The organism is Providencia sp. PROV032 (genome assembly GCF_028484875.1).
In the GTDB taxonomy this organism is placed as follows: domain Bacteria; phylum Pseudomonadota; class Gammaproteobacteria; order Enterobacterales; family Enterobacteriaceae; genus Providencia; species Providencia rettgeri_E.
On sequence record NZ_JAMPSX010000011.1, the window covers coordinates 1 to 13,070 of the forward strand.

Genomic DNA, 13,070 nt, shown 5'->3' on the forward strand with positions numbered 1-13,070 from the left:
TACATTTCAAATAACCGCTATTTAGTGCAAATCAGGACTCTTCTTTTTCTTCTTCCTCTGCCCCTTCTTGCCGATTTCTGCCTTTACCAACATAGAAATTAGATAACAGGACACCGAGTTCAAAAAGCAAATACATTGGAACAGCAAGTAAAGTTTGAGAGAGTACATCCGGCGGTGTTAAAAACATCCCAACGATAAATGCCCCGACTAAAATATAAGGACGTTTACGTTTCAGTGATTCTGGTGTAGTCACGCCAGTCCAACACAGTAAAATAATTGCAATAGGTACTTCAAATGCGGCACCGAAAGCCATGAATAATGTCATGACAAAACTAAGGTATTTACTGATATCTGGAATAAAGTTGACGCTATCAGGGGTTGTTTTAACAAAGAAACCAAATGCGAGCGGAAAAACAACGAAGTAGGCAAATGCCATTCCCAAATAAAACAAGAAGCTACTTGAGACAAGCAAAGGCAACATGAGTTTGCGTTCATGCTTGTATAAGGCAGGCGCAATGAAAGCCCAAATTTGATAGAGAATAACGGGAATCGATACAAAAACCGATACCATCATTGTCAATTTAATTGGGGTAAAAAATGTTGACGCCACATCCGTCGCACTCATTTGCGAACCTACTGGCAGCTTATCAATCAAAGGGGCTGCTACCAGCCGATAGATATCATTTGAAAAATAAGCAAGGGCAGCAAAAACAATTAATACGGTAATTAAACAGTTTAGCAGCCGTTTACGAAGTTCAATGAGGTGGCTAATAAGTGGTTGTGTATCATTTACAGCCATGTGTTATTTTTCACTTTCAGTTTGATTAGAGTTTTTTACATTAGCTTCGAGTGATCCTACTGTTTTTACAGCTGTTGAATCTTCCGTTTTTTCATCCTCAACAACGGCAGCCATTTTAGCTGCATGTTCAGGGTTTGGATCAGACTCTTCAGGTTGCTGAGTATTATCTTTCGCTTCCTTTACAGCACTATCGTAACTGTCAGTGATCTCTTTTGCTTTATTTAACTCTGTTTCAATATCATTGGTTGTCTCTTGGTAGCCGCTTTTAAGCGATTGTGCAGCTGTACGCAATTCTTCCATGGACTGCTTAAGTTCAGGAGAAAGTGCTTCTAAATTAGCCTTTTCCTCAACCTTTTTCAGCGTGTCCTGTAGCTCCTGCAATTTTAACTCTTGCGTTAACTCATTTTGTACATTTGCAGCCATAGAACGCATCGCACGGATCCACCCAGCGACAGTCCTCACTGCCACTGGTAACCGCTCAGGGCCTAATACAACGAGACCAATAACTGCAATAAGCAACAGTTCACTAAAACCTATGTCAAACACGGTTTAACCCTGCTCTTTATTTTTGCTCTCAACTGGGCTTTCTTTCTTCTCAGCAGCCTGTTGTTCAGTAATATTTTTAGGTGCGAAGTCAGCATCTTGCTTTTCTTGTTCTGCTTTTGCTTTTTCGTCATCGTTCATTGCTTTTTTAAAGCCTTTGAGTGATTCACCCAAGTCTGAGCCTAAAGAACGCAATTTTTTGGTGCCGAAAATTAAAATAATAAGTAAAGCAATGATAATGAGCTGCCAAGGACTACCGAAAGCAGCCATTGCGAAAGTTGATTCCATTGTTAATACCTCTATATAGTTTTGGGATCAATGTTATGAGATCTATTATATACAACCAACACAAAATACGGAAATGTTCACAGCCTTATAAACTTGTCGCAAAACAAAGTTTACTTAATTACCGCCGGTTTTACTCCAACCAAACAACCAAGACAGCGCTCCTGCAACCATAAACACAACTCCAAACGGTGTGAGATTAGAAATAAGGAATAAACTTCCACAGAGTATAAATGTGGCACCGATACCTAAAAGGTACTGAGATTTTCGTTGTTTATTACGCTGACTTTTCAGTTGCTGCGTTAGTTGGTCAATATTCGATTGTAAATATTTATGCTGTCTCAAAGCACCATAAATCAAATCAGGAATTTCAGGCATTTTTTCTGCCCAATAAGGTGCCTTTTCTTTTAATGCTTGGGTAATTGCAGGTATCCCTACTTGGCTATGAACCCAGTCTTCAAGGAAGGGCTTTGCTGTTTTCCAGAGATCAAGTTGGGGATAAAGCTGCCGTCCTAGCCCTTCTACATACAACAGTGTTTTCTGTAATAAGACTAACTGTGGCTGAACTTCCATGTTGAAACGGCGTGCTGTATTAAATAAATTTAATAATACTTGCCCAAATGAAATTTCAGCCAATGGTTTCTCAAAAATAGGCTCACATACGGTACGGATAGCAAACTCAAAGTCTTCCACATTTGTGTCTGAAGGAACCCAGCCCGAGTCAACGTGCAATTCTGCAACTTTACGGTAATCACGATTAAAAAAAGCAATGAAGTTTTCCGCCAAATAGCGTTTGTCTTCTTTGTTTAATGAACCGACTATTCCACAATCTATCCCTATGTACTGAGGATCTTCTGGATGATCGTAACTCACAAAGATATTGCCTGGATGCATATCTGCATGGAAAAAACTGTCACGGAAAACCTGTGTAAAGAAGACTTTAACACCGCGCTCTGCCAGCAGTTTCATATTGGTCCCCTGCGCTTTAAGCGCAGCAATATCGGAAACTGGGATCCCGTAGATACGCTCCATGACCATCACGTTTTCACGGCAATAATCTGGATAGACCTCTGGTACATACAGCATTGCACTATTTTCAAAGTTACGACGAAGCTGAATGGCATTTGCTGATTCACGGAGCAAATTCAGCTCGTCAATCAATGTTTTTTCATATTCACGCACGACTTCTTTTGGTCTTAATCGTCGCCCATCTGGCAACAAAGGAACCCAATTTGCAATGCGGTACATTAATTTAATGTCAGCTTTAATAATTGGCAAAATATCAGGACGAATCACCTTGATGACAACATCTTTGCCATTTTCTTTTAATGTTGCGGTATGAACCTGAGCAATGGACGCAGACGCTAAAGCTTCCTCATCAAAGTCATCAAACCACTGTTCTAGTGGCCCTTCGAGAGACTCTTCAATATAGCTTCGCGCCAGTTTGCCATCGAAACTCGCCACTTTGTCTTGCAATAGCGAAAGTTGATCTGCGATCGCAGGTGGGAAAAGATCTCGGCGAGTCGATAACATTTGGCCAAATTTAATCCAAACAGGCCCAAGTTCTTGCAAAGCAAGACGAAGCCTTTCGCCCAATGCTTTATCTTTATGCTTATTTTTAATCCAAAATAAACCTAAGCGCCCGATTCGTAATGGTAACGTTAGTTTAATTTTGGGGATTAACTCGTCTAATCCGTAAGAGAGAAAAACCCGAATAATGAAGTAAAGTCGTTTTATTTCACCGGGTGTCATTCTTCTCCTCCAACTGGCTTAACCGTTGTTCAAGCGCACTCAATGAATTTTCTACTTGCTCGACTCCATCACTAAAATGAGCAAGTTCAAGTTGGCTAGGAGCCATTTTCCACTCTTCAATTATTGCGTCTTTGATATACGTTTTTTGCTGTTTTACTAAATGAGATGCAAGGCACGCACCTTTATTCAGTAATTTACTAAGCCCTTCAGCTGCAACATCACCGATATACGGTGATAGATAGTGAGCAGGATTCCAAATTGCTAAATCGAGTAAAGAAGACCAGTGCTGCACAATTTGCATATCCCCTTCAATCACGATATCACCACGATTGATAAGTTGAGATAATTGCTGTTTGTCTTTCAATTTAACAAGCGTAAAGATGGATGTTTTAATGGTACAGTCCGCAGGCTCAACCCACTGGCTTAACACATCAACATGATTTTCAGCAAAAACAAGTGTTAACGTTTTATTCAGTTCTTTAAGTTCAACCGCCATAACTTTACCAGCCAAACGCATTCTAGCAGGCTGTAGAACTTTTTCTTTAAACAACACGTGGTTAAGAGAGGTTTCCATCAATGCTGTTATCAAAGAATACAAAACTGTATTTTGATTTTCGGTATGTGTTGATGGTGCTTCCATCTTAGAATTTAAACCCTTTGTGCAATGCGACAATTCCACCTGTCATATTGGTGTACGACACCTGTTCAAAACCTGCATTTTCCATCATACCTTTTAGTGTTTCTTGGTTTGGATGCATGCGGATTGACTCAGCTAAATAACGATAGCTATCTGGATCATTAACGATCGCCTGACCAATACGAGGGAGTATATGGAATGAATAAGCATCATAAGCTTTATTCAAAGGCTCAATAATTGGTTTTGAGAACTCTAGTACCAATAAACGCCCACCTGGTTTTAGCACTCGGAACATAGAGCGTAGCGCTTTATCTTTGTCGGTGACATTACGCAGGCCAAAAGAGATTGTAATACAATCAAAATAGTTATCTGGGAATGGCAGTTCTTCCGCATTGGCTTGTACATAATTAACATTACCGACAATACCTAGGTCACGTAATTTCTCACGCCCCATTTTTAGCATTGAGTCATTAATGTCTGCGAGTATGACTTCGCCTTTTTCACCCACTAAACGTGAAAATTTAGCGGTTAAGTCACCCGTTCCACCAGCCAAGTCAAGTACTCGCTGATTACGACGTACTCCGCTCGCTTCAATAGTAAAACGCTTCCAAATACGATGGATACCAAATGACATCAAATCATTCATTAAGTCATATTTTGATGCTACTGAGTGAAAAACATTCGCTACTAGGCCAGCTTTATCTTCTTTGCCGACAGTACGGAAACCGAAATCAATGGTTTCTTTAGTTGGTTCAGTCATTTCTCTTATGCCTGCTTATCATTCAAACTTTTGTAGGAAGTGTAACAGTCTTTGAGCCAAAACCCTATCAGAAGTCTAAGATTCCGCACAATTAGACGTATCAGACCGCTCAACTAATTGAGGCTCGATAGGCTGCTTAATTTCGACTCCGAGCTCTTTAAAACTTTCCGCTTGGCTAATTAAATTTCCACGTCCTTCGGCAAGGCGTTTCATTGCCGATAGGTAAGTATTATTCGCTTTATCAAGACTGGTGCCTAAAACTTGCATATCATCCACAAACAAGCGCAGCTTGTCATACATTTTCGCTGCTCTATTTGCTATTTCCTGAGCATTTTGCCCTTGGCGTTCATATCGCCACATATTATTAATCGTTCTCACTGCGACTAACAATGTTGAAGGACAAACTAACATAATATTCTGTTTAATTCCTTCATCAAGTAACTCGGGAGCCTCTTTCAAAGCCAGTAAATAAGCAGGTTCAATAGGGATAAACATTAAAACGTAGTCCAATGAACGAATTCCCGGTAACTGATGGTAATCCTTACGGCTCAACATACGCATATGGTTGCGAATAGATGCCACATGGTTTTTTAGTGCTTGTTGCTGTTCATGTGGATCTTCGCTATTGAAGTAATGTTCATAAGAAACCAGCGACATTTTGGCATCAACGACCACATCTTTACCTTCAGGAAGATGAATAATCACATCTGGTTGATAGCGGCTATTATAACTTGTGTTGATACTAACTTGGGTTTCAAATTCACTTCCTTCACGTAAACCTGAGACTTCTAGGATCCGAGTCAGAATGGTTTCTCCCCAGTTCCCTTGAATTTTGTTATCTCCTTTCAGAGCGCGTGTCAGGTTAACAGCTTCTTTGGTCATTTGATTGTTGAGTTGCTGTAATTGCCTAATCTCATAGGTTAAAGTGTGGCGTTCTTTGGCCTCTTCACCAAAACTTTGCTGAACTTGCTGACGAAAACCATCTAATTGCTCACGAAAAGGTGACAACATCGCCAATAGGCTTTTCTGTTGTTGCTCAGATGCGCGCCGCTCATTTTGCTCAAAAATACGATTTGCTAGGTTTTCGAATTGCGCTGTCAGCCGTTGTTCACTATTTTGTAAAATGCGTTGTTTCTCTTCATTTGCTAACTGGTTTTGCTCAAAACGGGTGATGACCTCGCGAAGTTCCGCTTCTTGCTCTCGATTGATATCCCTTTGAGTACGCAGTTCTTGATCTAGCCTGTCATATTCCTCTTTCCATTGCGCAAGATGAATATTTTTTTCGTCACTCGCTGCAAGTTGACGATTGAGTTGCTGCAGTTCCTGATCTTTTTGCGCAATTTTTTGGGCAATAGAGAACCAAGTTGCTAAACCACCAACTAAAACGCCACTCAGCACACCAATGACAGCATATAAAAGAGAGGTATCCACGGTTAAATCCTTACTTTACAAAGTCTAGTGTAAGGTAATGGGATACTGTATAAGTGTCCAGAGGTAATTTAGCCATTGAAGAAAATTTTGCGAAGCGCTTCGCAAGCTTAGCCTATCCAACTTGCGAACCACTTTAGGCCCAGCGCTCCTGGCGCTAAAATACCAAATGCCCAAATCATCGCAGAGGCGATATTGGCGAGCTGGAAATGCCGTTGTGGCATTGCGCAAATCCCAGCAACCAAGGGAACAATGGCTCGTAAAGGCCCGAAGAAGCGCCCAAAGAAAATTCCCCAGATACCCCAACGGTCAAAGAAACGCTGCCCTTTATCAATCATTTGCGGGTTTCGAGAAATTGGCCACATATGACGTACATTTTCTTTGTAATGATAACCAATCCAATAAGAGAGCCAGTCCCCAAAGAAAGCACCGAGTGCAGCCGCTAACCATATTGGCCAGAAAGTAATATTACTTTCACCAATCAAAGCGCCAAGCCCGAGTAAAATAACCGTTGCAGGTAACAAAAGTGACAGAAATGCCAGAGACTCCCCAAACGCCAAAAAGAAAATAATAGGAAGCGCCCATACTTCATGTTCGCGTGTAAAGTCCGTCACTATGGTGACAATTTCATTGAGTGTCACGGTCAGTTCCTTTCATTAGGGGATAATCAGAATACTGTAGCGAAAAAGTAGTAAATCAAAGTTAAACAAGGCAAAAACACCTTTGGAAAAACCGAGTTGTGGATATAGAAAAATGGCTCATCCACAACTCATGTTTCAGTTAGTATGACTTAGTCCAAAAATTGACTTTGCAGTGCTTCTCGTTGCTGTTTCCCTAGGCCAAAATCTTTTTCTAGCCATTGGTCAACATTGCCATACTGGCTTTCAATACTGTTTAGAGCCGTTCTCAAAAAGTCTTCACGTACTGAATAGACATACTCAAATTTTTTCACGATATTTTCGTCCATCGTTTTTGCGTGCTCTTCGAGTAAGTGTTTACGGTATGGTGCAAGTGTTTCATTAGTCAGTAAATAATCTTCCATTACTGTGTCTAAATCTGCACCTAACGCAAATAATACGAGTGCAGAACCGACCCCTGTGCGGTCTTTTCCTACTGCACAATGTTGCACGATCCCGCCTTTTTCTGGCTGCTTGAGTAAATTGACCAATTGGTGATAAGCAGGATTGTTCAGGGGTAATAGTTCGTATAAACGAAACATAAAGGCTTGTGGATCGAACTGTTCCAATATTTCTGACGTTAATTTATCTAAATTTGCGGTGACTTCTTTAGCTAAGGGATTCGCTGGAGCATGAATATAATGCGCGCCTTGCCAAATGACATCAGGCTTATCTAAGATTTCAGCTTCATCACGATAATCAATGATTTGGAAAAGATTTTGTGAACGCAAAACCACTTCGTCTTCCTGTGTTAATCGGTCTAACGCACCAGAACGGAACAGGACTCCAGGCTTAATTTTTCCACCATTAGCGAGTTTTTTACCACCGAGATCGCGGAAGTTAATACCGCCTTTTAAAGGCAAAACAGAAGGATGAAGATAAGGTGTTGTTGACATAATAATTCCTTTTTGCCCTATAGCTTTCATTCCAGTTAACAATAAAACAAATGTAACCTGAATAATTTAAGGGCACATAATATTGATAATTGTTTTTATGACAATAACAGATCTAGCAAATAAGAGGATCAGAATATTTCCTGAAAACTAATGAATAATGGCTAAATCTATAGAGGAAATAAAGAGAGATGAAAAATAGATAAAAGGACTAAGCCCGCCTACTTTTCGTCCACAACCGAGTGAAATTCAAGTAAGCGAGCCAGTAAATCACGAACTACAGTAAGCGGCGAGCGGCTTCAACCACAATGCTTAACACGTTACCTTCCGTTTTCTTCAGTAACGCTTCATTTGGAATTTCTTGCTGGGTACGATTTACAATAACACCAGCCACCATACCTGCACGCAAGCCTTTACTACTTGAACACATGGTCAGTAATGTCGCTGACTCCATTTCATAGTTCATCACGCCCATGTCTTGCCACTCTTTCATCGACCCTCTGAAGTGACGCATTACACGGCCGGTATAGGTATCATAGCGTTCTTGACCTGGGTAGAAGGTATCTGATGATGCAGTGACACCGACATGAACGGTTGCACCCGCGTCTTTCGCAGCAGCATAAAGTGCATTGGTGCAGTTAAAATCAGCAACTGCAGGGTATTCTAATGGTGCAAAGTGTTGGCTAGCGCCATCTAAACGTACAGCTCCCGTAGTGACTAACACATCACCGACATTGATATCTTCTTGAATTGCACCTGTTGTACCAATACGTAAGAAAGTACGGATACCAAGTTGTGCCAGTTCTTCTACGGCAATCGAGGTTGATGGACCACCAATACCCGTTGAACAAACAATGACGGCTTTGCCGTCAAGTTCACCACGCCAAGAGGTATATTCACGTAATGACGCAAGGTGTACAGGGTTATCCATCAGACGTGCAATTTTTTCAACACGGTTAGGATCCCCAGGAACAATCGCTACGGTCGCACCCTGTAAGTCACTTTTCTTTAAACCTAAGTGGAAAACGTCGGACATTTCAAACTCCTTTACACAATGGCATCATTAAATCAGTCGATACTGATTAATCGTTATTTGTAATATAACGAGAAAACGATAAATTTTTAGTGATGGCTGTCACCTTTAATGAAAACAATAAAATCTTGATTTCATCATTTAGTGATTTGAATCACATATATTCATTGTCTTTATTTCTCTTTAACATCCATTGTCATCAGTATAGATGAAAGTTTGACATAACGAAAAAAGCGCCCAAATGACTGGGCGCTTTGATTATTTGGCAGAACTAAAACTGATAACGCTATGTTAGAGAATTACATCAAGAATGAGGACACCAACTAGACCTATCGCCCACGCAATGGTGGTCGGAATAGACCAAACAATGATTTGTTGTTTAACGTCCTTAATTCCCATCATTCTGTTCACCACCCAATACAGGCTGTCGTTAAAGTAACCGAAGAACAGAGACCCCATGGTTGCCGCTTGCGCTGCGACCAATAAGTTAATATCAGGTATTTGGCTAATAATTGGTGCAGAAATAGATGCTGCAGTAATCATTGCTACTGTACCCGAACCTTGAATCAAACGAACCAACGTTGCGATGATAAACGGAATCAATACAGGTGTAATCGGCAGATTTGCCACGTGTTCTGCAAGAATATTTCCTGTGCCACTATCACGCAGTACTGCACCTAATGCACCACCAGCCCCCGTTACAAGTAGGATGATACCGGCAGCTTGCAAGCCCTCTTCCATACGGTCGATGACTTCTTCTTTTGTTGCTTTTGGCATTAATGTGTAAACAGAGATCAACACACTAATTGATAATGCAATAATCGGTGCACCTAAAAATTGAAACGTTTGGAAGTACCAATTGCTTTCCATGCCTTGGAAAGATTCCGTTTTTAGCATTAACCCATTGATTGCATTTATGAAAATTAACAAAATAGGCGTAATAATCGGTAAAAGCGATAAGAACAGGCTTGGTAATGGTTTATTCGCTTTTTCTTCCATATAACGAGCGTGAACTTCTTTCAGGTCTTCACTACCCGTTTCATCTGGCATAAATTCAGGGTATTTAGTCCCTAACCATTTTGCGTAAAGAACAATACCGATAACACAAGGAATAGCGAGGCTCATTCCTGCCAGGATCATTGCGCCAACATCGACACCAAAGATCCCTGCCACGCCTAAAGGCCCAGGTGTTGGTGGAACGGTGTGGTGTGTCACCACTAACCCACCCGCGAGTGCAACGCCTAAAGTCAGTATGCTACGTTTACCATTTTTGGCTAATGCTTTTGCCAATGGGTATAAAATCACAAAAGCAGAATCAACGAAGATAGGAATACTGACAATATAGCCGGTAATTGCTAACGCCCATTCTTCGCGTTTTTTACCTAGCCATTTGATAAAGCTATAAGCTATCTGTTCAGCAGCACCTGAAACTTCCAGCACCCTTCCCATCATTACCCCGAGTCCAATAACAATACCGATGCTACCGAGTGTTGACCCAAAGCCTTTTGTGATGACTGTCACCGTCTCTGCTGCAGTCAAACCACCGGATACACCCGCGATGGCCGCAGCAATTAGCATTGCTAATAACGCATGAACACGCGTTCGTAATACTAAAAAGATCAAGACAAATATGGCCACTGCGAGGCCAATAACAGGAATATAGGACATAGGCTATCTCCTACTTAGAAGAACCGTGGTGGGCGATAAACGAACGGATCGCATCACCAAAAGAGCCATCTGCACGGAAACCAAGATCCAATGCACGGCTGATATCAAATTTGCCCGGCCAGCTCGCCACAATACGGTTAATGGCTTCATCAGGTTCAAAGCGAATAAGATCCACCGCTTCTTGACCTGCAACATCACGTAAAGCATCAATCATGCCTTGAACAGTAACGGTAATACCTGGCAGGTTTACAGTGCGTGACTTACCGAATTTCTCAGCAGGGATACTGACTGCATGAATAAAATTGTTAATCACGGTTTCAGGGCTAGATAACCATAACGCGAGATCTGGGGAGACAGGACAAACACTTTCAATCCCATTTAATGGCTCACGAATAATGCCACTTGCGAATGAAGAGGCTGCTTTATTGGGTACACCAGGGCGAATGCTAATAGTCGGTAAACGCATCACTCGACCATCAACAAAGCCTTTACGTGAATAGTCATTGACCATCAATTCGCACATGGCTTTTTGAGCACCATAGGACGATTGTGGGTTAACGACACACAAGTCTGTGATGACATCAGGTAGCTCACCACCAAACACAGCGAGGGAGCTGGTGAACATAAATTTGATTGCTGGGTTCTTGGCTCGAGCGACTTCCAGTAATTGGCGAGTGGCTTCGAAGTTAACCTTCATACCCAAGTCAAAATCACTTTCAGCGTGACTACTTACGATAGCCGCAAGGTGGAAAACCACGTCGGTTTGCGCGTCAATCAGTTTATCTGCCGCGCCGGCTTGCGTTAAATCTAAAGCGACACAACTGACTCTGGCATCTTCAATCGGTGATGTAGGGCATTGAATATCGGCTAAAACAAGGTGGTCAAATTTTAAACCCTGAGTATTTTTAAGCAAAGCAGCGGCTAGCTGCTGGCCCAGAAAGCCTGCGCCACCAGTAATAATAACTTTCATTGTAATTCTCCTTGCTATAGCCCTTTAACTGGCTATGCAGTATTAGGTAAGATTATTTATGTTTTATGTCTTGATTAAATGAAGTTTTATGTTTTGTTCTGTTATCCGCTGCACCACATCAGCTGGCAATTGATCATCGCAAATGATGTCGTGCAATTGATTCAATGGGCAAACACGAAACATGCCATATTTGCCAAACTTACTACTGTCTGAAACCAGCACACAACGGCGAGCAACATCCAATAGCGTCTGTTTTATCTGAACTTTTTCCTCATGTGGAGTCGAAACCCCATGCTGTAAATCCCATGAGCTGGTGCTGATAAAAGCAATATCAACATTGAGCGTTTTCAGCATCATCGCAGCCGTATTTCCGACACTAGAGTGGTTACGCTTATCCACTAATCCCCCGGTGTGGTATAGATTCAGCTGCGATTTATTCATTAAATACTGCATAATCGAAAAGTCATTAGTGACAATCGTTAAGTTAAAACGCTCACCAAGTACACGTGCAATCTCAAAAGTGGTGGTTCCCGCATCGAGATACACCACCTGCCCATCTTCGACTAACGAGCTAGCAAACTGGCCAATTTCACGCTTATGGCGATGATGCAACCGCGCCTTTTCACTCCAAGGTAGCTCTTGGCGCAACACATCATTTAACTTAACACCACCACTAATACTGAGTACCTTCCCTTCTTCTTCCAACATCCGAATATCACGTCGCACTGTCATATGAGAGACATTCATTAGCTCAACCAAGTCACTGATCGATACGGTTTGATGTTCATGCACGTAACGGTAAATAAAATCACGACGCTCAGAAGGAAGCATAGGTTCTCCTAATTATGAATTTGCTTGTTTAAGCCAGCCTAATCCATCTTCGGTGCGGCCTGCTGGATGATATTCACATCCTAACCAGCCTTCATAACCCATTTCATCTAATTGCTTAAAAATCCATGGGTAGTTGACTTCTCCGCTATCCGGTTCATGCCGATATGGGACTGACGCTATCTGAATGTGACTAAATTTACCCCATAAACGTTCAATTGTTTTCAATAAATCACCTTCCATAATTTGGCAGTGATATAAATCCAACTGGATAAATACATTTTCACGGTCAATTTCAGGTAGCAATGCTTCCGCTTGTTTTTGTGTTGTTAAAAAATATCCAGGCATATCACGGGTATTGATTGGCTCAATGAGTACACGAATACCGTGCTCAGCCATCACATCGGCCGCATATTGAATGTTTTTGATATAGCACGCAGTTTGTTGTTCGAGCGTATAATTTTCATTCACTTTTCCTGCCATCGCATGAACTTGTTTGCAGCCTAACGCTTTCGCATATTTCAATGCGGTTTGTACGCCTTCGGCAAATTCGTTCTCACGACCGGGGATCGAAGCCATACCGCGCTCCCCTTGTGCCCAGTTACCCGCTGGCATATTAAACAGGGCCTGAGTTAAATGGTATTTACTCAGCTCACCGGCAATGACATCGGCATCTTCTTCATAAGGAAAAAGATACTCAACACCTTTGAACCCTGCATTTGCAGCCCGTTCAAAGCGCTGTATAAAAGGCACTTCGGTAAACATCATGCTTAGATTTGCAGCAAATTTAGCCATTT

Annotated in this window: 14 protein-coding genes; all 14 read right to left on the reverse strand. The window is 41.6% G+C overall.

The annotated features are described in order from the left end of the window. Positions 1 to 31 precede the first annotated feature (31 nt). On the reverse strand, positions 32 to 799 hold the full coding sequence (gene tatC / locus PSF42_RS09875; protein ID WP_004260806.1) for a Sec-independent protein translocase subunit TatC: 768 nt from the start codon (positions 797 to 799) through the stop codon (positions 32 to 34). Positions 800 to 802: 3 nt separating this feature from the next. Further along, positions 803 to 1,345 (reverse strand): Sec-independent protein translocase protein TatB, encoded by a 543-nt coding sequence (gene tatB, locus PSF42_RS09880; protein WP_125892774.1) that lies wholly within the window; start codon positions 1,343 to 1,345, stop codon positions 803 to 805. A gap of 3 nt (positions 1,346 to 1,348) precedes the next feature. Further along, a complete protein-coding gene (gene tatA, locus PSF42_RS09885) occupies positions 1,349 to 1,630 on the reverse strand; it encodes a twin-arginine translocase TatA/TatE family subunit (RefSeq protein WP_125892776.1) in 282 nt (93 codons plus the stop codon). A gap of 114 nt (positions 1,631 to 1,744) precedes the next feature. Next, on the reverse strand, positions 1,745 to 3,379 hold the full coding sequence (gene ubiB / locus PSF42_RS09890; protein WP_272679933.1) for a ubiquinone biosynthesis regulatory protein kinase UbiB: 1,635 nt from the start codon (positions 3,377 to 3,379) through the stop codon (positions 1,745 to 1,747). Next, entirely contained in the window at positions 3,366 to 4,019 is a 654-nt protein-coding gene (locus tag PSF42_RS09895) for a ubiquinone biosynthesis accessory factor UbiJ (protein ID WP_125892780.1), read from the reverse strand. Before PSF42_RS09895 ends, ubiB begins: the two co-directional genes overlap by 14 nt. A gap of 1 nt (position 4,020) precedes the next feature. Then, positions 4,021 to 4,776 carry a bifunctional demethylmenaquinone methyltransferase/2-methoxy-6-polyprenyl-1,4-benzoquinol methylase UbiE gene (gene ubiE / locus PSF42_RS09900; protein WP_102139083.1) on the reverse strand — a complete coding sequence of 252 codons (756 nt, stop codon included), beginning with the start codon at positions 4,774 to 4,776 and terminating at the stop codon, positions 4,021 to 4,023. Between the two features lie 75 nt (positions 4,777 to 4,851). After that, positions 4,852 to 6,207: a DNA recombination protein RmuC gene (gene rmuC / locus PSF42_RS09905; protein ID WP_140172654.1), complete on the reverse strand. Its 1,356-nt coding sequence runs from the start codon at positions 6,205 to 6,207 to the stop codon at positions 4,852 to 4,854. 107 nt (positions 6,208 to 6,314) lie between these two features. Further along, complete coding sequence (locus tag PSF42_RS09910; RefSeq protein ID WP_140172653.1) at positions 6,315 to 6,845, reverse strand: DedA family protein; 531 nt, start codon at positions 6,843 to 6,845, stop codon at positions 6,315 to 6,317. Positions 6,846 to 6,994: 149 nt separating this feature from the next. Next, complete coding sequence (locus PSF42_RS09915) at positions 6,995 to 7,777, reverse strand: tyrosine-protein phosphatase (protein WP_272679934.1); 783 nt, start codon at positions 7,775 to 7,777, stop codon at positions 6,995 to 6,997. Positions 7,778 to 8,051: 274 nt separating this feature from the next. Further along, positions 8,052 to 8,810, reverse strand: a complete 759-nt coding sequence (gene udp / locus PSF42_RS09920; protein ID WP_042848832.1) for a uridine phosphorylase — start codon at positions 8,808 to 8,810, stop codon at positions 8,052 to 8,054. A 288-nt stretch (positions 8,811 to 9,098) separates the two neighbouring features. Beyond that, positions 9,099 to 10,475, reverse strand: a complete 1,377-nt coding sequence (locus PSF42_RS09925) for a GntP family permease (RefSeq protein WP_125892787.1) — start codon at positions 10,473 to 10,475, stop codon at positions 9,099 to 9,101. A gap of 10 nt (positions 10,476 to 10,485) precedes the next feature. Beyond that, positions 10,486 to 11,445 carry a D-erythronate dehydrogenase gene (gene denD, locus PSF42_RS09930; RefSeq protein WP_272679936.1) on the reverse strand — a complete coding sequence of 320 codons (960 nt, stop codon included), beginning with the start codon at positions 11,443 to 11,445 and terminating at the stop codon, positions 10,486 to 10,488. Between the two features lie 63 nt (positions 11,446 to 11,508). Then, complete coding sequence (locus PSF42_RS09935; protein WP_004914906.1) at positions 11,509 to 12,276, reverse strand: DeoR/GlpR family DNA-binding transcription regulator; 768 nt, start codon at positions 12,274 to 12,276, stop codon at positions 11,509 to 11,511. Positions 12,277 to 12,288: 12 nt separating this feature from the next. Continuing rightward, on the reverse strand, positions 12,289 to 13,068 hold the full coding sequence (gene otnI, locus PSF42_RS09940; protein WP_125892791.1) for a 2-oxo-tetronate isomerase: 780 nt from the start codon (positions 13,066 to 13,068) through the stop codon (positions 12,289 to 12,291). Positions 13,069 to 13,070: the final 2 nt, after the last annotated feature.